This window comes from Pelomonas sp. Root1444, assembly GCF_001426885.1.
In the GTDB taxonomy this organism is placed as follows: domain Bacteria; phylum Pseudomonadota; class Gammaproteobacteria; order Burkholderiales; family Burkholderiaceae_C; genus Pelomonas.
The window spans coordinates 1-20989 of the sequence record NZ_LMFP01000013.1 but is presented as its reverse complement, the minus strand read 5'-3'; the positions used below and the strand labels follow the sequence as shown (position 1 = coordinate 20989).

At 68.0% G+C, this 20989-nt stretch carries 20 protein-coding genes; 6 read left to right on the top strand and 14 right to left on the bottom strand.

Annotation, left to right across the window (positions count from 1 at the left end; all coding sequences use genetic code 11):
• Positions 1 to 34: 34 nt before the first annotated feature.
• On the bottom strand, positions 35 to 604 hold the full coding sequence (locus tag ASD35_RS13615; RefSeq protein WP_056875495.1) for a thymidine kinase: 570 nt from the start codon (positions 602 to 604) through the stop codon (positions 35 to 37).
• A gap of 167 nt (positions 605 to 771) precedes the next feature.
• Here ASD35_RS13615 and ASD35_RS13610 point away from each other — a divergent pair, with 167 nt between their 5' ends.
• The 3 genes from ASD35_RS13610 to ASD35_RS13600 all read left to right on the top strand — a co-directional run bounded on the left by ASD35_RS13610 (position 772) and on the right by ASD35_RS13600 (position 2209).
• The gene (locus ASD35_RS13610; RefSeq protein WP_056875494.1) at positions 772 to 975 is read left to right on the top strand and encodes a hypothetical protein; all 204 of its coding nucleotides are present in this window, start codon (positions 772 to 774) and stop codon (positions 973 to 975) included.
• Between the two features lie 86 nt (positions 976 to 1061).
• Positions 1062 to 1538: a MarR family winged helix-turn-helix transcriptional regulator gene (locus ASD35_RS13605; RefSeq protein ID WP_056875493.1), complete on the top strand. Its 477-nt coding sequence runs from the start codon at positions 1062 to 1064 to the stop codon at positions 1536 to 1538.
• Positions 1535 to 2209 (top strand): GNAT family N-acetyltransferase, encoded by a 675-nt coding sequence (locus ASD35_RS13600; RefSeq protein ID WP_056875492.1) that lies wholly within the window; start codon positions 1535 to 1537, stop codon positions 2207 to 2209. The genes ASD35_RS13605 and ASD35_RS13600 overlap by 4 nt, the downstream gene beginning before the upstream one ends.
• A gap of 33 nt (positions 2210 to 2242) precedes the next feature.
• Here the strand turns inward: ASD35_RS13600 and ASD35_RS13595 are convergent, their stop codons facing one another.
• The 4 genes from ASD35_RS13595 to ASD35_RS13580 all read right to left on the bottom strand — a co-directional run bounded on the left by ASD35_RS13595 (position 2243) and on the right by ASD35_RS13580 (position 8992).
• Positions 2243 to 3610 (bottom strand): efflux transporter outer membrane subunit, encoded by a 1368-nt coding sequence (locus tag ASD35_RS13595; RefSeq protein ID WP_056875491.1) that lies wholly within the window; start codon positions 3608 to 3610, stop codon positions 2243 to 2245.
• 5 nt (positions 3611 to 3615) lie between these two features.
• Positions 3616 to 6852 carry an efflux RND transporter permease subunit gene (locus tag ASD35_RS13590; RefSeq protein WP_056875490.1) on the bottom strand — a complete coding sequence of 1079 codons (3237 nt, stop codon included), beginning with the start codon at positions 6850 to 6852 and terminating at the stop codon, positions 3616 to 3618.
• A 75-nt stretch (positions 6853 to 6927) separates the two neighbouring features.
• The gene (locus tag ASD35_RS13585) at positions 6928 to 8163 is read right to left on the bottom strand and encodes an efflux RND transporter periplasmic adaptor subunit (RefSeq protein ID WP_056875489.1); all 1236 of its coding nucleotides are present in this window, start codon (positions 8161 to 8163) and stop codon (positions 6928 to 6930) included.
• 31 nt (positions 8164 to 8194) lie between these two features.
• Positions 8195 to 8992, bottom strand: coding sequence for an alpha/beta hydrolase fold domain-containing protein (locus tag ASD35_RS13580; RefSeq protein WP_056875488.1), 798 nt, complete (start codon positions 8990 to 8992; stop codon positions 8195 to 8197).
• A 105-nt stretch (positions 8993 to 9097) separates the two neighbouring features.
• On the opposite strand from ASD35_RS13580, the gene ASD35_RS13575 reads away from it, so the two are divergent.
• Entirely contained in the window at positions 9098 to 10033 is a 936-nt protein-coding gene (locus ASD35_RS13575) for a LysR family transcriptional regulator (RefSeq protein ID WP_056875487.1), read from the top strand.
• Here the strand turns inward: ASD35_RS13575 and ASD35_RS27235 are convergent.
• The 8 genes from ASD35_RS27235 to trpE all read right to left on the bottom strand — a co-directional run bounded on the left by ASD35_RS27235 (position 10030) and on the right by trpE (position 16632).
• A complete protein-coding gene (locus tag ASD35_RS27235) occupies positions 10030 to 10185 on the bottom strand; it encodes a hypothetical protein (RefSeq protein WP_157275553.1) in 156 nt (51 codons plus the stop codon). The genes ASD35_RS13575 and ASD35_RS27235 overlap by 4 nt on opposite strands.
• 140 nt (positions 10186 to 10325) lie before the next feature.
• Positions 10326 to 11012, bottom strand: a complete 687-nt coding sequence (locus ASD35_RS13570; RefSeq protein WP_056875486.1) for a uracil-DNA glycosylase — start codon at positions 11010 to 11012, stop codon at positions 10326 to 10328.
• Positions 11009 to 11800, bottom strand: coding sequence for an indole-3-glycerol phosphate synthase TrpC (gene trpC / locus ASD35_RS13565; protein ID WP_056875485.1), 792 nt, complete (start codon positions 11798 to 11800; stop codon positions 11009 to 11011). The genes ASD35_RS13570 and trpC overlap by 4 nt, the downstream gene beginning before the upstream one ends.
• Entirely contained in the window at positions 11800 to 12834 is a 1035-nt protein-coding gene (gene trpD / locus ASD35_RS13560; protein ID WP_056875484.1) for an anthranilate phosphoribosyltransferase, read from the bottom strand. The genes trpC and trpD overlap by 1 nt, the downstream gene beginning before the upstream one ends.
• Before the next feature lie 3 nt (positions 12835 to 12837).
• A complete protein-coding gene (locus ASD35_RS13555; RefSeq protein WP_056875483.1) occupies positions 12838 to 13338 on the bottom strand; it encodes a DinB family protein in 501 nt (166 codons plus the stop codon).
• Between the two features lie 2 nt (positions 13339 to 13340).
• Positions 13341 to 14387 (bottom strand): low-specificity L-threonine aldolase, encoded by a 1047-nt coding sequence (gene ltaE, locus ASD35_RS13550; RefSeq protein ID WP_056875482.1) that lies wholly within the window; start codon positions 14385 to 14387, stop codon positions 13341 to 13343.
• Between the two features lie 172 nt (positions 14388 to 14559).
• Entirely contained in the window at positions 14560 to 15141 is a 582-nt protein-coding gene (locus ASD35_RS13545; RefSeq protein ID WP_056875481.1) for an aminodeoxychorismate/anthranilate synthase component II, read from the bottom strand.
• A complete protein-coding gene (gene trpE, locus ASD35_RS13540) occupies positions 15142 to 16632 on the bottom strand; it encodes an anthranilate synthase component I (RefSeq protein WP_056875480.1) in 1491 nt (496 codons plus the stop codon).
• Positions 16633 to 16903: 271 nt separating this feature from the next.
• On the opposite strand from trpE, the gene ASD35_RS13535 reads away from it, so the two are divergent.
• Complete coding sequence (locus ASD35_RS13535) at positions 16904 to 17506, top strand: chalcone isomerase family protein (protein ID WP_056875479.1); 603 nt, start codon at positions 16904 to 16906, stop codon at positions 17504 to 17506.
• Here the strand turns inward: ASD35_RS13535 and ASD35_RS13530 are convergent.
• Positions 17484 to 18122, bottom strand: coding sequence for an HAD family hydrolase (locus ASD35_RS13530; RefSeq protein ID WP_056875478.1), 639 nt, complete (start codon positions 18120 to 18122; stop codon positions 17484 to 17486). The two genes, ASD35_RS13535 and ASD35_RS13530, sit on opposite strands and share 23 nt — an antisense overlap.
• Positions 18123 to 18489: 367 nt before the next feature.
• Here ASD35_RS13530 and ASD35_RS27230 point away from each other — a divergent pair, with 367 nt between their 5' ends.
• Complete coding sequence (locus tag ASD35_RS27230) at positions 18490 to 20988, top strand: hypothetical protein (protein WP_157275552.1); 2499 nt, start codon at positions 18490 to 18492, stop codon at positions 20986 to 20988.
• Position 20989 lies beyond the last annotated feature (1 nt).

Here is a 20989-nt window from a genome sequence, read left to right as displayed (position 1 = left end):
TGGTGTCCATGGGCGGCCTCTGGCCGCCTTTTGTTTAGCCCTGCCGGAAGCAGCGCCCGCACACCGAGCGGTAGCGCGCATTGCCGCCGATCTCGACCTGCGCGCCCTCGGTGACCTTGCGGTTGCTGGCGTCGACGCGCATGTTCATCGTCGCCTTGCGGCCGCAGTCGCAGATCGTCTTCATCTCGTCCATCTCGTCGGCCAGCGCCAGCAGCGTGGCCGAGCCGGGGAAGAGTTCGCCCTGGAAGTCCGTGCGCAGGCCGTAGCAGATGGCTGGCAGGTTGCGCAGGTGCGCCATCTCGTGCAGTTGCTGCACCTGGCGCTTGGTCAGGAACTGCGCCTCGTCGATGAGGATGCAGGCAATGCCCGGGCCGTTGTCGTTGTGGCCCATCAGCGCGACGAAGTCCGTGTCGGCGTCGAACTGCTCCGCCTCGCGCTGCGGACCCAGGCGCGACGTGACGAAGCCGCGGCCATAGCGGTCGTCCAGGCGCGCGGTGAAGATGCGCACGCGGTGGCCGCGCTCTTCGTAGTTGTGCGCCACCTGCAGCAGCGCGGTGGATTTGCCGGCGTTCATCGCGGCATAGCGGAAAAAGAGCTTGGCCATGGGGGTGTGGATTGCAGGGGCGCATTGTCCCCGGCGCCCGACCCCGCGCTTGGGGGTAGGGGAAGCCCGCGGTTTGGGGCGGTTTGGGCCCAAACCGCGGGCTTGCGAGGTGGTGTTGTCATCTTCGACATGTCTCAATGGCCCTTTCGTCCCGACCTGTCTGAAGAATGAGCAAAGACACCGTGACCGCCGTCCGCCAGGATGGCCTGCGCTACCAGTCGAAAGTGGGCGGTTCGCCCTTCCTCGGTAGCGGCCACACCCGCTCCTGCTTCAAATGCGGCAAGCACCGCGCCCCGGCGAGCCTGCAGTCCATCCGCCTGCTCGGTCGCAACGAGGTGGTCTGCAAGCCCAACTGCAAGACGCTGCCGTAGTCATTTCATTCCAAGGCGCCGGCGCGGTTGACGTTCTCCAAGCGATTTCATAGCATGCTATGCATGTTGTTCTTGGAGAGGTCGCCGTGGTGGAGGACGTTGTCAAGGAACTGGGCCATCTGAGCCTGGGCACGCGGCTCAAGCGCATCGGCGAGACGCTGCAGGCGCAGACACAGGCCGTTCTGGCGGCGCATGGCTTCGAGCAGCCGGCGGCCTACTTCCCGCTGTTGGCGGCCCTGGACCGGCTGGGGCCGCTCAGCGTCGGCGAGCTGAGCCAGGCGGTCGGCGTCAGCCAGCCGGTCATCACGCGCTCGCTGCGCGGGCTGGAGGACGACGGTCTCGTCGGCTCGGAGACGTCCGAGGCAGACCGGCGTGTGCGCCGCGTCGCGCTCAGCCGCAAGGGCCACGGCCTGGTGCAGCGCTCGCAGCGCGAGGCCTGGCCGGCCATCGAGGCGGCCGTCGCACAGGCGTGCGCCGGGTTGCAGGGCGACCTGCTGACCCAGTTGGCCGCGCTCGAAGACGCATTGACCGAAGCGCCATTGCTGCAGCGGGTGCCCGCATGAATGCGCTCGACCGCCCCGTCTGGGCCAGCCTGCAGCACCAGCCGCATTGGGGCGTCGGCGACGAGCGGGCGCGTCGCTTCAAGGCGGACATCAACCGCTTCGCCGCGACGCCCGACGAAGGCGCCGACCACCTCACCGCGCTGGCCGAACTGGTGCAACCGGGCGATGACGCTGTCTACCTGCTGCAGGTGCCGCGCATCGTCGTGCCGGCGGGGCTCGAGACGGTCAAGGCTGCGCCGGGCGTGCAGATGGTGGCGACGCGCCGGCTCGCGGTCGACGACGCACTGCAGCGGCTCGGCGACGCCGACGCCGCCGAGATGCTGGCCCTGGCGACATTGACCGAGCCCGGGCCGTTCCTGCCCCGCACGCACACGATGGGCCGCTTCATCGGCTTGCGCATCGACGGCCGGCTGGTGGCGATGGCCGGCGAGCGCATGCGCTGGCCCGGTCATGTCGAGGTCAGCGGCGTCTGTACGCATCCGGATTTCCGCGGCCGAGGCCTCGCGCGCCGCTTGTCGGCGGCCGTGACGGCGGAGATCCAGCGCCGCGGTGAGCTGCCGTTCCTGCATGCATGGGCGACGAACACCGCCGCGATCGCGCTCTACGAAAGCCTGGGCTTCGAAGTGCGCACGGCGGTGAACGTCGCCATGCTCAGGCGTCTGCCAGCCTGACGGGGTGTCGCCGCGCCAGCCGCCGCGGTGGGCTCAAACGGCGCCGGCCCAGCCGCCGCCGAGGGCACGGATCAGCCCGACGGTGGCCTGGTACTGCGCCGAGCGCACCTGCAGCGCGGCGCGCTTGTTGGCGAGTTCGCTGCGGCGCGCGTCCAGCAGTTCGAGCTGGCTCACCAGGCCGTTGCGGTAGCGGGTGTCCGACAGCCGCAGCGCCTCGCCCGCGGCGCTGACGGCGCGCGCACTGGCCTCACCCTGCGCCTGCAGCAGGGCCAGTGCGCCGAGCTGGTCCTCCACGTCCTTCAAGGCCAGCAGGAACTGCTCGCGGAAGGCGATGGCCGAGCCATCCAGCTGCGCCTTGGCCGCGTTGACGCCGGCTTCGCGACGGCCGCCATCGAAGATCGGCAGCGCAGCGAGCAGGCCGATGCCCCAGGTGCTGGCGCCGCTCCTGAGCAGCTCGGACACTTCGCTTGACACGCCGCCGCCTTGCGCCGTCAGCGCGAGGTTGGGCCACCACGCAGCCCGCGCCACGCCCACGCGCGCCTGCGCGGCTTCGAGCTGGCTGCGCGCGGCGGCGAGGTCGGGGCGGCGCTGCAGCAGTTCGCTCGGCAGACCGGCGGGCACCGAAGGCAGCGCGGTGGCCCAGGTCGTCGGTTCAAGGCGGAAGTTGGACGCCGGTTCGCCCAGCAGCACGGCCAGTGCCGTCTCCAGCTCGACGCGGCGGCGGTCCAGCGCCAGCGCCTCGGCCTCGTTGGCGGCCAGCTCGGCGCGCACGCGGGCCAGGTCCAGGTCGGCCACGTCGCCGGCGCGGGCGCGCTTCTCGGTCAGGGCCAGCGTCTCGCCATAGGCGGCGACGGTGCCCTTGACGATGTCGCGCTCGGCGTCCAGCGCGCGCAGCGCCAGGTAGCCGCGGGCGACGTTGGCCTGCACCAGCAGGCGGGCGTCGGCCAGCAGCTGCTCGCGCGCCTGCACGTCCAGCGCGGCAGCATTGCGCTCGTGCAGCAGGCGGCCGCCCAGGTCCAGCTCATAGGCCAGGTTCAGGCCGGCGCTGTATTGCGTCACACCCTGCGCGCCGGGCTCGGCGGCACGGCCGGCGCCCGCGGAGGCGCCCACCTGCGGCAGACGCGAGGCCTGCGCCGAGCCTAGCGACGCCCGTGCCAGTGCCAGCCGGCTGGCGGCGGCCTGCACGCTGGTGTTGGCCGCCATCGCACGGGCGACGAGGTCGTCCAGCACCGGGTCGGCGAAAGGCTGCCACCAGCTGCTGGTCAGCGCAGGCGCGCCGTTCGCAGCCGTTGACTTGTAGGTGGCAGGCGCCTGGGGCAGCTGGGCCGGGTCGACGCTGCCAACCGACGCGCAGCCGGCCAGCAGCAGCGCTGCAAAAAGTGGGGTCAGGTTCAATTTCATAATGATCACTTTCCTCGTTGCGGCAGGGCATCAGTGACGGATGCAGCGACGGGCTGCGCCGGTGCGGCGACCTTGCCGCCGTGGTGGCGCAGCGGCGCATTGCCTGCCAGGCGGCGAAGGGTGACGTAGAACAGCGGCGTCAGGAACAGGCCGAACAGCGTCACGCCGATCATTCCGGCGAAGACGGCGATGCCCATGGCCTGGCGCATCTCGGCGCCGGCGCCGGTGCTCAGCACCAGCGGCAGCACGCCCATGACGAAGGCCATCGACGTCATCAGGATGGGGCGCAGCCGCAGCCGCGCGGCCTCCAGCGCCGCCTGCACCGGCGTGCGGCCAGCAAACTCAAGCTCACGGGCGAACTCGACGATCAGGATGGCGTTCTTGGCAGACAGGCCGACCAGCACGATCAATCCGATCTGCGTGAACACGTTGTTGTCGCCGTGGCTCATCCACACGCCTGTCATCGCCGCCAGCAGGCCCATGGGCACGATGAGCAGGATGGCGATCGGCAGCGTCAGGCTTTCGTACTGCGCGGCCAGCACCAGGAACACCAGCAGGATGGCCAGCGGGAACACCCACGCACCCGAGTTGCCGGCGATCTTTTCCTGGTAGGTCAGGTCGGTCCACTCGAAGCCGACGCCGGGCGGCAGCGTCTCGGCGGCGATGCGCTCCACCGCTGCCTGGGCCTGGCCCGACGAGAAGCCAGGCGCCGCGCCGCCGTTGATGTCGGCGGACAGGAAGCCGTTGTAGCGCATGGCGCGCTCCGGGCCAAAGCTCGGGTTGACCTTCATCAGCGCGGACAGCGGCACCATCTCGCCCGACGACGAGCGCACCTTCAGTGCGCCGATGTCCTCGGCGCGGGCGCGGTAGGGCGCATCGGCCTGCACGCGGACCGAGTAGGTGCGGCCGAACTTGTTGAAGTCGTTCACGTACAGGCTGCCGAGGTAGATCTGCATGGTGTCGAACACGTCCGTCACGGCCACGCCGAGCTGGCGGGCGCGGGTGCGGTCGAGGTCGGCGAACAGCTGCGGCACGTTGACCTGGTAGCTGGAGAACAGGCCGGCCAGTTCGGGCGCTGTTGCCGGATTTCCGGCCTTGGCCATGAATGCCTTGACCGCCTGGTCCATCGCCTCGTAGCCCACGCCGCCGCGGTCCTGCAGCTGCAGCTTGAAGCCGCCCGTCGTGCCCAGGCCCTGCACGGGCGGCGGCGGGAACATGACGATGAAGGCGTCCTCGATGGCGCCGTACTGCGCATTCAGCGAACCGGCAATCGCGCCCGCGGACAGGTCCTTGCTCTTGCGCTCGGCGAAGGGCTTCAGCGTCGCGAAGACGATGCCCGAGCTGGAGCTGTTGGTGAAGCCGTTGATCGACAGGCCGGGGAAGGCCACGGCGTGCTCCACGCCCGGCGTCTTCAGCGTGATGTCGGTCATGCGGCGGATGACGTCCTCGGTGCGGTCCAGCGTCGCGCCGTCAGGCAGTTGCGCGAAGCCGATCAGGTACTGCTTGTCCTGCCCCGGCACGAACCCGCCGCGCACGGCCTTGAACAGGCCCGCCGTGGCAGCCACCAGCACCAGGTAGACGACCATCATCACGGCCTTGCGCGACATCAGCGTCTTCACGCCGCTGCCGTACTTCTCCGAGCTGCGGGTGAAGAGCCGGTTGAAGCGGCCGAAGAAACCGCCCAGCACGCGGTCCATGCCGCGGGTCAGCGCGTCCTTGGGCTCGTGGTGGCCCTTCAGCAGCATCGCGGCGAGCGCGGGCGAGAGCGTCAGCGAATTGATCGCCGAGATCACCGTCGAGATGGCGATGGTCAGCGCGAACTGCTTGTAGAACTGGCCCGTCAGGCCGGTGATGAAGGCCAGCGGCACGAACACCGAGATCAGCGTCAGCGCGATGGCGATGATGGGGCCGGAGACCTCACGCATGGCCTGGTAGGTCGCGTCGCGCGGCGAGAGGCCGGACGCGATGTTGCGCTCCACGTTCTCCACCACCACGATGGCGTCGTCCACCACGATGCCGATCGCAAGCACCAGGCCGAACAGGCTCAGCGCGTTGATCGAGAAGCCGAAGCCATGCATCACCGCGAAGGTGCCGATGATGGACACCGGCACGGCCAGCAGCGGGATGATGGACGCGCGCCAGGTCTGCAGGAACAGGATGACGACCAGCACCACCAGCGCGACGGCTTCCAGCAACGTGTGGATGACGGACTCGATGGACGCGCGGACGAACTGCGTCGGGTCGTAGACGATGGTGTATTCGACGCCTTCGGGCATGGCCGCCTTCAGCTCTTCCATCGTGGCGCGCACGTTGGTGGAGATGTCCAGCGCGTTGCCACCCGGGGCCTGGAAGATCGGCACGGCGACGGCGGGCTTGTTGTCGAGCAGTGAGCGCAGCGCGTATTCGCTGGCGCCCAGTTCGATGCGGCCCAGGTCGCGCAGGCGCGTCACCGCGCCTGAGTTTTGGCCTTCACCGCTCTTGACGATGATGTCGCCGAACTCCTCGACCGATTGCAACCGGCCCTGTGCGTTGACCGACAGCTGCAGGTCGATGCCCTGCAGCCCCGGCGATGCGCCGACCACGCCGGCCGCGGCCTGCACGTTCTGGCCGCGGATGGCGGTCACCACGTCGTTGGCCGAGAGGCCGTGCTCGGCCACCTTCTGCGGGTCCAGCCAGACGCGCATCGCGTAGTCGCCCGAGCCGAACATCAGCACCTGGCCCACGCCGGGGATGCGCGCGAGGCGGTCCTTGACGTTGAGCAGCGCGTAGTTGCGCAGATAGGTCATGTCGTAGCGCTCGTTGGGCGAGGTCAGGTGCACGACCATGGTGAGGTCGGGGCTGCTCTTGACCGTCGTCACGCCCAGGCGCTTGACCTCCTCGGGCAGCCGCGCCTCGGCCTGGCTGACGCGGTTCTGCACCAGCTGCTGCGCCTTGTCGGGGTCGGTGCCGAGCTTGAAGCTGACGGTCAGCGTCATCAGGCCGTCGGTGGTCGCCTGGCTGCTCATGTAGAGCATGTCCTCGACGCCGTTGATGGCCTCCTCGAGCGGCGTTGCCACCGTCTCGGCGATGACCTTGGGGTTGGCGCCGGGGTACTGGGCGCGCACGACGACCGAGGGCGGCACGACGTCGGGGTACTCCGAGATCGGCAGCGCGCGGATCGACAGCAGGCCGCCGATGAAGATCAGCAGCGACAGCACGCCCGCGAAGATGGGGCGGTCGATGAAGAATTTGGAGAGGTTCATGGGTGCTCCGGGCAACGCGCCCCCCGCAGACCGGCTGAACCGGCCCGCTACAGGGGCATGCGCTGAGGTGGTGGCTTAGGAGTTCTTGTTGCCGGCTTGCTGGGCAGCCAACTCGGGTTTGGCGTCCATCGCCACGTCCTTGGGCGCGAGGACCGATCCCGGTCTCACCCGCTGCACGCCGCCGACGACGACGCGCTCGCCGGCCTTGAGCCCGCTGGTCACGACGCGCAGGCCGTTCACGTTCGCGCCCAGCGTCACCGGCCGCCACTCGGCCTGGTTGCCCTGGCCGACGACGATGACATAACGCTTGTCCTGGTCGGTGCCGACGGCACGTTCGTTGACGAGCAGCGCCGCCTCGTTGCGGGCCTGGCCCATGCGCAGCTTGGCGAACTGGCCCGGCATCAGGCCGCCGTCCTTGTTGTCGAAGACGGCCCGCACGCGCAGCGTGCCGCTCTTGGCGTCGACCTGGTTGTCGACGAGTTGCAACCGCCCGTGGGTGGCCTTGTCGCTGCCGGTCAGCATCTCCACCGGGATGCGGTCGATGCCGCGGCGATCGGCGGCGCCGTTGGGCAGCGAGGCCAGCGCCTCGCGCACCACCTTCTCGTCCGCGTCGAAGCTGGCGTAGATGGGGCTGACCGACACCAGCGTCGTCAGCACCGCCGAGCCCGGCCCCGCGGCCCCAGCGGCGACGAGGTTGCCCTGCGTGACCTCGATCCGGCCAACGCGGCCGGCCACCGGCGCGCGCACCTGGGTGTAGCTCAGGTTCAGCTGTGCCGACTGCAACGCGGCCTGCGCGGCGCGCAGGTTGGCGGCGGCCTCGCGTGCGGCGTTGTCCTTCTCGTCGAACTCGCGGCGGGCCACGGCGCGGTCTTCCCACAGCGCCTTGGCCCGAGCCGCCTCGCTCTGCGAGTAGGTCACGCGCGCCTGGGCTGCGGCTACCTGCGCTTCGAGGCGAGCCACCTCCGCCTGGTAGGGCGCGGGGTCGATGGTGACGAGCAGGTCGCCGGCCTTGACGAGGCTGCCCTCGCGGAAGTGCACCGCCTGCACGGCGCCCGACACGCGGGCCCGCACGTCGACGCGCTCCACGGCCTCCAGCCGGCCGGAGAACTCGTTCCAGGCCGCCACGTCCTGGCTGACGACCTGGGCGACGGACACCGGCGTGGCCGGCGGCGCCGCGGCGGCGGGGTCGGCCTGCGCGGGGCCGCTGCCGAACTGCGCAAAGCCCACGGCGCCCAGGGCGACGAGGGCGGCGGCGCCGGCAATCAAGCCGGCACGACGAGGGATGCGGTTGGAACGAGGGGTGGACTGCATTTCTATTTCTCTCCGAAGGGTCAAGCAGGAATCAAGCGGGTATCGACAACGCCCGGCCGGTGGCCTGGCTGAGGAAGTCGTGCACCGGCGCCAGCACATGGGCGGCGGCGATGGCGGGCAGCGTCAGGTCGCGGGCCGTGCCGCCGTGGGCGCGCAACGCGGCGGCATAGCGGCGCGCCTCGTCATTGAGCGGATGGCCGGCGACGCCCAGCACCAGCGCATCGGGCAGCCCGCCGAGGCGGGTGGCGTTCAGCGGCGCGGCATAGGGATGGTCGGCGCGCGTCGTGCCGCCCAGATAGGCCTGCCAGCCCTTGGCATAGAGGCATTCGCAGCCGCCGCATTCGCCCTCGCGCATGGAGGCGCTGCCGAGCTGCGGGTCCAGCATGGGCGAGATCAGCAACTGGCCGGCGAGCGCCGGCGCGTGCTGGTCGCGGGCCATCAGCGCCAGCGCCGCGGCGAGGTTGCCGCCGGCCTCCTCGCCGGCCACGAACAAGGCCGTCTGCGCACTGCCCGTCAGCTTGGCGGGCTTGGCAGCCAGCGCCTTCAGGGCCTCGAAGGCGGCGGCCAGCGCGGCCGGGAAGCGGTGCTCCGGCGCGAGCGGGTAGTCGATGGCGACGACATCGGCGCCCGCCTCGGCCAGCATCTCTGCCCGCGCCCGCGCCGACGCCAGCGAGCCGCCGGTGAAGCCGCCGTCATGCAGCCACAGCAGCAGCGCCCGCCCGCCGCCCGCCAGCGGCCGGCGCGCGGCATGGCGCTCGGCTGCAAGGCCGGGGGCAGGGCCCAGGCGCAGTGCGGTGGGCGGTGTGAAAGGAAAGGCGAGCTTGTCCATGGACCGAAAGATAGGGACTGGCGCCCTCCAGATAAACGCCCTGCAAAGCGACTCACTTTTCCTCGGCGTGGAACAATCGAAGGCTTCCGCAGCCCTCCGAAGCCCATGGACCGACTCACTGCCATGCAAGCCTATGTCCGGGTCGTCGAAGCCGGCACCTTCACGCGCGCCGCCGACTCGCTGGACCTGCCCAAGGCCACGGTCACGCGCCTGATCCAGACGCTGGAATCCCACCTGCGCACCAAGCTGCTGAACCGCACGACACGCCGCGTCACCGTGACGCCCGATGGCGCCGCCTACTACGAGCGCGCGCTGCGCCTGCTGTCAGACCTGGAGGAACTGGAGGGCAGCATGAGCCAGGCGCGCGTGACGCCGCGCGGGCGCATCCGTGTCGACGTGCCGGGCGTGGTGGGCCGCGAGATGATCATTCCGCACCTGCCGGACTTCTACGCCAAGTACCCGGACATCCAGATCGAGCTGGGCGTCAGCGACCGCACGGTGGACCTGATCAGCGACAACATCGACTGCGTCATCCGCGGTGGCGAGCTGACCGACCAGAGCCTGGTGGCACGGCGCATCGGCGAGTTCCACATGGTGACCTGCGCGACGCCGGAGTACCTGCGCCGCCACGGCACGCCGGCGCACCCGCTGGAGCTGACGCAACCGCCGCACCGCATGGTGGGCTATTTTTCGGCGCGCAGTGGCAAGCTGGTGCCCGACACCTTCCGCCGCGGCGACGAGGCGGTGGATGTGGTCGGCAACCACGTCATCGCCGTCAACGACGCCACCGGCTATCTCAATGCGGGGCTGGCCCATCTGGGCGTGATGCAGCTGACCTGCTTCATGGCCGCGCCGCTGATGAAGAGCGGCCAACTGGTGCGCGTGCTGGAGGACTGGCAGGCCGACCCGATCCCGGTGCACGTCGTCTACCCGCCCAACCGCCACCTCAGCAGCAAGCTGCGGGTGTTCGTGGACTGGGTGGTCGAACTGCTCGGGCAGTCGGCGACGGCCGGGCTGAAGGTCCGCTGCGCCGCTGCTTAGGCCTCGTCAGCCGCGGCGGTGACGACCACCGTGTGGCCGAAGTCCTCTGCCACCGGTGCCGGCGCGCTGATGGCCAGCAGCAGGCCCGCCGCCAGCGCCGTGACGGCCGTCGCGGCGGTGATCAGCGTGAAAAGCGAGCGGGTGTTGTTCATGGTGACTCTCCTGGCCGGCCACCGTGGAAGGGGTGGTGTGCCGGCTGGTTGTCACTTTAGGAATTGAGCGCCGCGAGAAAAAGTGGGCGCAATAGAACGGCGAGTTGCTGCGAGCGGAACAATCCGCCGCTTGAAGGTGCTCAGCCCTTGCGCAGGGCGCCCCGGCCGCGTTCTTCCAGCCAGGCCTTGGCAGTCGAGAAATGCCCGCAGCCGATGAAGGGCCGCGGCGGCTTGAGCGCCGACAGCGGCGATGGGTGGTTGGCCTTCAGCACGAGGTGGTCCTGGCGCGCGGCCTCGATCAGCGGCGCCTTGGCCTGCGCGTAGCTGCCCCACAGCATGAAAACCTTGGGCGCCGGGTCCTCGGCGGCGGCTTTGATGAGCGCGTCGGTCAGTGCCTCCCAGCCGCGGTTGGCGTGGCTGGCGGGCTGGCCGTCCTCCACCGTCAGCACGGCGTTCAGCAGCAGCGTGCCGCCCTTGGCCCAGCTGACGAGGCTGCCGTTGGGCGGGAAGGGCTTGCCGAGGTCGCGCTGGATCTCCTTGAAGATGTTGCGCAGGCTGGGCGGCAGCGGCACGCCGGGCGGCACGCTGAAGCTCAGGCCCTCGGCCTGGCCGGGGCCGTGGTACGGGTCCTGGCCCAGGATGACGACGCGGGTCTGCGCCAGCGGCGTCAGGGTCAGCGCGCGCAGCGGCTCGGGCGGGTAGATGGTGGCGCCGGCGGCGGCGCGCTCTTCCAGAAAGGCCTGCAGCCGTTGACCGGCCGGCGACGCCGCCCAGGCCTCGACGACGGGGCGCCAGTCGCTGTCGGGCAGTTCGAGCGGCAGTTTCATCCGAACAAGTTTGCGAGCGCTTGTCCCGGGTCCGGCGCGCGCATGAAGGCCTCGCCGACGAGGAAGGCGTTCACGTTGGCGTCGCGCATGAGCTTCACGTCCGCCGCGCCGAGGATGCCGGACTCGGTCACCAGCAGCCGGTCCGTCGGCACGCGCGGCAGCAACGCCAGCGTGGTGTCCAGCGTCACGTCGAAGGTGCGCAGGTTGCGGTTGTTGATGCCGACGAGTGGCGTCTTCAGCCGCAGCGCGCGGTCGAGTTCGTCGCCGTCATGCACCTCGACCAGCACGTCCATGCCCAGCGCATGGGCCGTGGCCTCCAGGTCGGCCATCTGCGCGTCGGCCAGGCAGGCGACGATCAGCAGGATGCAGTCCGCGCCCATCGCGCCGGCTTCCATGACCTGGTACTCGTCGACCATGAAGTCCTTGCGCAGCACCGGCAGCTCGCAGGCGGCGCGCGCCTCGCGCAGGTAGGCGGCCGAGCCCTGGAAGAAGCGTTCATCCGTCAGCACGGAGAGGCAGGAAGCGCCGTTGCGGGCGTAGGTCTCGGCGATGAGCCCGGGCTTGAAATCCTCGCGCAGCACACCCTTGCTGGGGCTGGCCTTCTTGATCTCGGCGATGACGGCCGCATGCCCGGCGGCGATGCTGGCGCGCAGCGAGCGCTCGAAGCCCAGGCGCTCGGCCTTGCGGGCCTCGGCCTCCTCGCGCTGCGACGCGAGCGAGCGCTTCAGCCTGGCCGCTGCGACCTCTTCCCACTTGACTTCGACGATGCGGTTCAGGATGTCAGACATCAGTGCGCTCCCAGGCTCTGCGTCGCCTTGACGAAGGCATCCAGCTTGCCACGCGCCGCGCCGCTGTCCAGCGCTTCGCGGGCGCGGTCGATGCCTGCGCCGATCGACGCCGCCACGTTGGCCGCGTACAGCGTCGCGCCGGCATTCAGCAGCACGATGTCGCGCGCCGGGCCGGTCTGGCCGTCCAGCACGCCCAGCAGCATCTGGCGGGACTGCTCCGGGCCTTCGACCTTCAGGCTGCGGTTGCTGGCCATCGGGAAACCGAAGTCCTCGGGATGGATCTCGTACTCGCGCACGGCGCCGTCCTTGAGCTCGCCGACCAGCGTCGTCGCGCCCAGCGAGATCTCGTCCATGCCGTCCTTGCCGTAGACGACCAGCGCATGCTCCGCGCCCAGGCGCTGCAGCACGCGCACCTGGATGCCGACGAGGTCGGGGTGGAACACGCCCATCAGGATGTTGGGCGCGCCGGCCGGGTTGGTCAGCGGGCCCAGGATGTTGAAGATGGTGCGCACGCCCAGCTCGCGGCGCACCGGGCCGATGTTCTTCATCGCCGGGTGGTGGTTGGGCGCGAACATGAAGCCGATGCCGCATTCATCCACCGACGCGGCCACCTGGCGCGGCGACAGCTGGATGTTGGCGCCCAGCGCCTCCAGCACGTCGGCACTGCCGGTCTTGCTGCTCACACTCCGGTTGCCATGCTTGGCCACCTGTGCGCCCGCTGCGGCGGCGACGAACATCGAGCAGGTGGAGATGTTGAAGCTGTGCGCACCGTCGCCACCGGTGCCGACGACGTCCACCAGGTGCGGCAGCGGCGCCAGCGGCACCTTGTTGCTCAGCTCGCGCATCACCTGCGCGGCGGCGGTGATCTCGCCGATGGTTTCCTTCTTCACGCGCAGGCCGGTCAGCAGCGCGGACGCGATGACGGGCGACATCTCGCCGGCCATGATGCGGCGCATCAGCGTCAGCATCTCGTCGTGGAAGATCTCGCGGTGCTCGATGACGCGGGTCAGGGCTTCGGTGTCGGTGATTGCCATGGGTCAGGCCTCGCGTCGTGAAGGGTCTTGTTGATGCAGATAACGGGTGAACAGGTCGCGCGGCGGCGGCTGGTCGACCTGCTTCATCAGCATGCCGACGTTGCCGCGGTGGTGGCTGCCGTGGTGGATGACGTGGGCCAGGATTTCCTCGCGGCTCATGCGGCCGGCGTCGCCGTCGGTGAAGCGAAAGCTCAGCACGTCCTCGAACTGGTCGGGCCGCAGCGAGCGCACGTGGTCGACGTACCAGCCGTCCACTTGCGCGACCGAGTCGCGCAGCTCTTCCAGCGTCGGGGTCGCCTGTGTGTTGCTGGCCGTGAAGCCGTGCGGCTCGCCGCGCAGATGGGCGGCAAAGATGCGGTCCACCGTGTGGATGTGGTTCAGCGTGCGGATCGCGATGTGGCGGTTCTCGGCAGACAGCGGCGCGCCGGCCAGCGCCGCGAAGAACTCGCGGTCGATGGCCGCCTTCTGCTCGAACAGCGAGGTCATCAGCGTGGAGATCGACATGCTCAGGCCTCCAGGAATTCGCGCGCTGCGGCGATGGCGTGGTCAATGCCGGCCGCGTCGACATCGAGGTGGGTGACGAAGCGCAGCCCGATCAGGCCGGTGGCCAGCACGCCGCGCGACTTCAGGTGCTCCAGCAGCGCCGTGCTACGGCCGTCGCTGATCTGCACGAAGACGATATTCGTCTGCGGTGGCGTGACCGTGACACCGGGCAGCGTGGCCAGGCCTTCGGCGAGGCGCTTGGCCAGCGCATGATCGTCGGCCAGTCGGTCGACGTGATGGGTCAGCGCGTGGTCTGCCGCGGCGGCCAAGAGGCCCACCTGGCGCAGGCCCCCGCCGACCATCTTGCGGATGCGGTGGGCGCGGGCGATCAGCGCGCGCGAGCCCACCAGCATGGAGCCGATGGGCGCGCCCAGGCCCTTGCTGAAGCAGATGGAGACCGAGTCGAAGGTGCGCGCCAGGTCGGCCACGCTGCGGCCCGAGGCGACCGCGGCGTTGAAGAGGCGGGCGCCGTCCAGGTGCGTGGCCAGGCCGCGCGCATGCGCCAGCTCGCAGGCGGCGTTGGTGTATTGGGTGGACAGCACCTGCCCGCTCCAGGTGTTCTCCAGCGCCAGCAGCCGCGTGCGCGCGAAGTGCGGGTCATCGGGCTTGATGGCCGCCGCGATGTCCTCGAGCTTGATCGTGCCGTCCGGCTGGTTGGGCAAGGGCTGCGGCTGGATGCTGCCCAGCACCGCTGCGCCGCCGCCCTCGTAGCGGTAGGTATGCGCCAGCTGGCCGACGATGTACTCGTCGCCACGGCCGCAGTGCGCCAGCAGCGCGCACAGGTTGCTCTGCGTGCCGCTGGGCATGAAGAGGGCCGCCTCCTTGCCCAGCAGCGCGGCGACGCGCTCCTGCAGCGCATTGACGGTGGGGTCGTCGCCGAAGACGTCGTCGCCCACCTGGGCGGCGGCGATGGCTTCCAGCATGGCCGGGGTCGGCTTCGTGACCGTGTCGCTGCGCAGGTCGACGAGGGCTGGAGACGCCGCGCTTGAAAACGGCGCGTAGTCAGTCATTGCTCTGGCCTCCGATGCCGCGAGCAGGCGCGCGGGCCGAGCGCCGGGCCGCCCCAAGCCGGCCCGTGGGCGATGTGCGTGCGGCTCAACGCCGCGTGCATCGCCGTCCCCGCGGGGGACCGACCGGGCTTGCCGGCGTTCAGCCGGAGCAAGACCGGGCGAGGGGCTTGTGTCATTTCAGCTCCAGGAAGTTGCGCAGCATCGCGTGGCCGTGTTCGCTGAGGATGGACTCGGGATGGAACTGCACGCCCTCCAGCGGCGTGGCCGTGCCGGCCAGCTCGCGGTGGCGCACGCCCATGATCTCGCCGTCCTCGCTGCGCGAGGTGATCTCCAGCACCGCGGGGCAGGTCGCCTCCTCGATGACGAGGGAGTGGTAGCGGATCACCGAGAAATCCTGAGGCAGGCCGGTGTAGACGCCGCGCTGGTCGGTTGTGATGGTGCTGGCCTTGCCGTGCATCTGGCGCTGCGCGCGGATGATGCGCCCGCCCAGTGCCTGGCCCATGGCCTGGTGGCCCAGGCACACGCCCAGCAGCGGCTTCTTGCCGATGAAATGCTGGATGGCCTCCACACACACGCCCGCCTCGTTGGGCGTGCAGGGACCCGGCGAGAAGACGATGTGGTCGGGGTTCAGGGCCTCCATCTCGGCGACGGTGATCTCGTCGTTGCGCACCACCTTCACGTCCGCGCCCAGTTCACCGAAGTACTGGACGATGTTGAACGTGAAGCTGTCGTAGTTGTCGATCATCAAGAGCATTTAGAAGCCCTCCTCAACCAGCTCGGCGGCGCGCAGCAGCGCCCGCGCCTTTGCTTCCGTCTCTTGCCATTCCAACTCCGGGACTGAGTCTGCAACCACACCTGCCGCCGCCTGCACGTACAGCATGCCGTTCTTGATGATGCCGGTGCGGATGGCGATGGCCAGGTCCATGTCGCCGGCAAAGCTCAGGTAGCCGCAGGCGCCGCCGTAGATGCCGCGCTGCATGGGTTCCAGCTCGTCGATCAGCTCCATCGCCCGCACCTTGGGCGCACCGGTCAGCGTGCCGGCGGGGAAGGTGGCCTTCAGCACGTCGAGCTGGCCGACCTCGGGCCGCAACACCCCCTCGACGTTGGAGACGATGTGCATCACGTGCGAGTAGCGCTCAATGGTGAAGGCCTGCGTCACCTTAACGCTGCCGGTGCGCGCGATGCGGCCGATGTCGTTGCGCGCCAGGTCGATCAGCATCAGGTGCTCGGCGCGCTCCTTGGGGTCGGCCTGCAATTCGGCTTCCAGTTCGAGGTCGCGCTCGGTCGTCGCGCCGCGCGGGCGGGTGCCGGCCAGTGGGCGGATCGTGACCTTGCGTGAGCCGTCACCCGCGTGCTCCTCGCGCACCAGGATCTCGGGGCTGGCACCGACGATCTGGAAGTCGCCCAGGTCGTAGAAGTACATGTAGGGGCTGGGGTTCAGCGCCCTGAGCGCCCGGTACAGCGCGATCGGCTCGGCCTTGTAGGGCTTGGAGATGCGCTGGCCCACCTGCACCTGCATCAGGTCGCCGGCGGCGATGTACTCCTTGGCCTTGGCCACGGCCGCCAGGTAGTCGGCCTTGGCGAAGCCGCGCGTCACCGGGTGCGCCTCGCTGCGCGCCACGCGCGGCACGCTGACGGAGTAGCTCAGCTTGTCGCGCAGGGCGGTCAGGCGCTTCTTGGCGCGGAAGTAGGCCTCGGGCTGGCGTGGGTCCGCCCAGACGATGAGGTACAGACGCCCGGACAGGTTGTCGATGACGGCGACCTCCTCCGACAGCAACAGCACGATGTCGGGCGTGCCCAGGCTTTCGCCCTTGTGCGCGTGATCCAGGCGCTTCTCGATGGCGCGCACGGCCTCGTAGCCGAAGTAGCCGGCCAGGCCGCCGCAGAAGCGCGGCAGGCCGCTGGGGATCTTGGGCTTGATGCGCTCCTGGTAGGCGGCGATGAAGTCCAGCGGGTTGCCCTCGTGCGTCTCGACGATGGCGCCATCGGTCAACACCTCGCACTGGTTGCCGGTCGCGCGGATCAGCGTGCGGGCCGGCAGGCCGATGAAGGAGTAGCGCCCGAAGCGCTCGCCGCCGACGACGGATTCGAGCAGGAAGCTGTTGCGGCACGGCCCGGAGCCCGGCGCACACAGCTTGAGGTACAGGGACAGGGGGGTTTCTAGGTCCGCCAACGCCTCGCTGATCAGCGGGATGCGGTTGTAGCCTTCAGCGGCCAGGCTCTGGAATTCGAGTTCGGTGATCACGTCTCAAACCTTGAAAGACAGTTTCAGGGCTTGGCGTGCAGCCCGGTGGAGGACGGGCAACGCGTGGAAGAGCGCGTCAGGGCGCGCCAAGCGGCATCAAACGGCGGTGGCCCAGGGACGCCAGGGCCAGGCTCCCCGGTCGCTCGACCCCGTGATGTACTTGCGCGTGATGAACATGGTCGGGCCAGTGTATCAGCGGGGTTTTGCGCCTGCCGAGCCATACTTCGGCTCACGAAGACGCCGCCATCGCGGCAGGACAACGGAGCGAGACATGCGCGCATACATCGTCGCGGCCCTGCTGGCCGCGGGCAGCCTGGGGGGAGCGACGGCCTGGGCCCAGGCCGTCGAGGTGGCCAACGTGAAGTACGAATCGGCGCTGGACCTGGCGGGCCAGAAGCTGGTGCTCAATGGCGCCGGCGTCCGCTACAAGTTCGTCGTCAAGGTCTATGCAGCCGGCCTCTACCTGACCCAGAAGGTCGGCACGACGGCCGAGGTGCTGGCGGCCCCGGGGCCCAAGCGCATCCAGATCCACATGCTGCGCGACATCGACGGCAATGAGCTGGGCAAGCTCTTCACCAAGGGCATGGAGGCGAACGCGCCGCGCGACGAGTTCGTCAAGTCCATCAACGGCGTGCTCAAGCTCAGCGAAGTGTTTGCCAGCCGCAAGCAGCTCAACAGCGGCGACCAGTTCTCGGTGGACTACGTGCCCGGCCTCGGCTCGACGCTGCTCGTCAATGGCAAGCCGGTGATGGCAGAGCCCATCAAGGAGCCCGAGTTCTTCACCGCGCTGCTGCGCATCTGGCTGGGCGACAAGCCGGCCGACGACAACCTCAAGGAAGCCCTGCTGGGCGTCAAGAAAGAGCGTCGGCGCTGATCTCGTCCAGGCGGTTCACGTGGCGCAGCGCCGACACGGCGCGGATGTCCTCGCCGTGGTTGTAGCCATAGGTCACCAGGACCAGCGGGCAGCCGGCCGCGCGGGCGGCCTCGGCGTCGTTGCGCGAATCGCCCACCATCCACGTCGCTGACGGCGGCGTGCCCAGCGCCTCGCAGGTCTTGAGCAGCGGCAGCGGGTCGGGCTTCTTGCGCGGGAAGTCGTCGCCGCCGAAGACGTGGGCGAAATAGCCGTCCAGCCCCTTGCGCCTGAGCAGCTCGCGCGCCGGCGCGGCGGGCTTGTTGGTCAGCACCGCCAGCGGCAGGCCTGCTGACCGCAGCAACGCCAGGCCTTCCACGACGCCGGGGTAGACGATCGCATGTTCGCCGTTCACCGCGGCGTAGTGCCGCTGGTAGAGCGCCCACGCGCGGTCGAACAGCTCCGGCGCACCGCCGGCCTCGGCCAGCGTCATGCGCACCAGGTGCTCGCCGCCGCGGCCGATGGTGTGCTCGATGAAGTCCCTGCCCACCGTCCGCAGGCCGAGATCGCGCAGCGTCAGCGCCAGCACGGCGGCGAAGTCGCCGAGTGTGTCGACCAGCGTGCCGTCGAGGTCGAGCATGAGGGCTTCGGGCCGGCTCTGGTACGACTTAATAGAGTTCACAAATCGATAAAAGAGTTCAAAAAAATCGATCTCTGTGGTCGCGCAGCGAAAGAAATAGAGTTCAAAAATGGCTCTGCTCTCTTCCATGCATACGCGAGCCCTGAAACCAAGAACGGCGCTTCGCCGCCCCTGATGAGGGTGCGCTGCCGGCCTGCGATGAACTGCGGTATCCGCGCTACTCCGGACGTGGGGCTAGAGAGTCTCTTCTATCATCACATCACACAGCAAAAACTAAAAGCACAGGGGTGGTATCTTGAATCAAGACGTTGCGAAAAGTCCGGCAGGGGCTAACCAATCGAACTTGGCGATTCCCGACGCAGTCGCCATGCTCGCTGATGAAGATGCATCGGATTTCTGGAGATTCACAGCTCGAATCGTTCAGACCCTGCATCCGCCGAAACGACCCAGTCACACGGCGCCGAGCGACTACGACAGCCTGTGCTCCGCGGTCCAGAATTCAGAGCGTAAGGTGCCAGTGAAAGGAGGGATCAATGGGATCCCTCGCGCCTCACGACGTTTGTCCACCGATGAGTTGCAGAAATCCGTATTGCGGCTAAAGGACAAATTGTTCAGTACGCCAGCAGTATGGCCATTCTTCAACAAGGCATTCTGCCGATGGATTCAAGCAAAGCGCCTGGAGACATTGCTGGCAATTCTTGACGCATTCAATTGCGCCCACGATGAGGTTGGCGTCCTTACGGCCCCGATGCCGGAGGTGTCTATCGAGCAGGTCGATTACGTAATCAATAGCTTAAGCAAGGAGTTCCGCAGCTACGATTTGATGGTTGTCTGTGCAGGACTAATGCTTGACCATGATTCCTGGCACGTGCTGTCCAGCGCCTTTGAAGCCCTGCGTTTGTCTGCGATCAAGGAGCTTCAGCAGGCTCTAAATCAGCCGTCCAGTGCCCAACCAACAGCTGTTCAAGATCAGACGTCAGATTCTGACTTAGCACCAGTCAAAGCTGCCTATCCGTCGGCGCAGCGAGCCGACGACACGGCGACATCCGCCGCTGCGGAAAGTCACATCACCTCGGAGTGGCAGAACAACCAGCAACAACGGATCGACAAGACCATTGGAAGTCCTGCAGTGGACATCCAAACGATCGACCTAGATGGACTGCACCTTGATCTGAATAGCCTGGCGGATGATTTGGCTGCGGCAACACAGCGGTTGCGTTTGGGAGAAATCGTCAACAAAGAAAGTTTGCTACTGGCGTGGTCGGCATTGGACGAGAGGCTCACGAATCATGCCAAGAGTCTCGGTGTTGATGTCTGCAGCTTCGCTGCGCTACAAGATCGCTTGGAGCGCGCCAAGGCGGAGGCCCGAGCCAGCCAGAGATTGCGAGAATTGCTGCAACGGTTAGTTGGTTTGGAGCATGCCTCCGATCCTGCCTTCCAGCCCGTCCGTAGCATCGTTGAAACGGCGCAGGCCCAGCTCGGCGCGATAGGCCGCGGCGATGAGATTAGTGCGGACCTTCTAACTGCACTCAGTGCATTAGCGACGCTTGTCACAAATGGTGAGTCGCTTGACGACGAGGTGGCCGCTGAAGCTGGTGAGGTAGTGCGCGCCCGATTCGGAAGTGCGCTCACCACTGCGGCTTTGCGCGGGAAGCTGCAATTTAAGAGCGTCGCGTCGGGCGACGTCGCTCCCGAAGATCAGCTTCCGTTAGCTCCCATCATCGCCGATCAGCAGCCAGAACTCTCGCAGTCGACGGGAACACTTGAAAAGGGCCGCAGCGAGCCGATCGACCGGGCGGCGGTTGTACCAGCAGTTGAAGTAGTTGCGCTTCCATCCCACCACAACGACAAAGTGGTCCCTGATGAAGGCTTGTCCGGGGTGGCGGTTGACGCGGCTGTCGAATCGGCGCAAGACCCGTTCGATGCGCCAACCGCAAACTCGATTTGCGAAGAGACAGCCGAACAGCCAGAGAGCGGGCTCAGTTCTGGTGCGGCCCCACACGGTTCGACGCCGGGCGAACCGCAAGAGAACCTTCAGCTATCCGCTGACGCTGAGACGAGTACTCGCCCCTCAGAAGGCGAAGATCGAGCAAGTGCATCGCTCCAAGTCCCCGTTTCGTTTGCGGAGTACGCACGCTCCCACTGGATTGGTAGCAATGGGCAGGTCGGAATTGCCCCTTGGAGCGGAAAGAACTTCGCCGCCGAACAGGCTACCAAGTCGTTAGTGAACTGGCGCGCGGGTCATTTCGGGCTGGCCTACTTGCGAACTGCGGCATCTCACAACCAGGCATCGACGCCACTGACCCTCGATGAGCTAAGGGCTGCGCATCGACTTTTGGTGGATCCGTTTGACATCTCTTCAGTGCTGAGCAGCAAGCGGCTGGCAAGATTGCGGTCAGACGTCGAGACGAATGCCGCGGATCGATTGTGCGCCGTCGGAGTGGTTCTGGAGGCTCTAAGTCCGACCCTCCCTTGCAACCTGTCGTCTGACGACGTCAAAGGGCTCGTTCGCCAAGCTCAGTTTGAGACCCCTTCGCTCGCGGCAGTGGTGGAGTTCTTACTCAACGGATGGGCTGCGGCGGCAGAACCGCTGGATCTGCTTCGAGCGCACTTGGCTCATCAAGGAAATGCTGATCCGACGGTCTTGGCCTCCGATCTGCGTGATGCTCAAAAACAGCTGAGATCAACCGTCGCCACACTTTGGAGTGCCGCTGGTGGCCGGCTACAAAACACCCACTGTAGACGCGCCTGGACGGAATTCATCCAGCGACATGTCGCTCCGATACGAGACTTGCTCGCCCCCAGTTCTGAACCGCCCCGGGAATCGCGGAGGCCCGTTGGTTTAAGTCAGACGGTCGCGGCCTGAC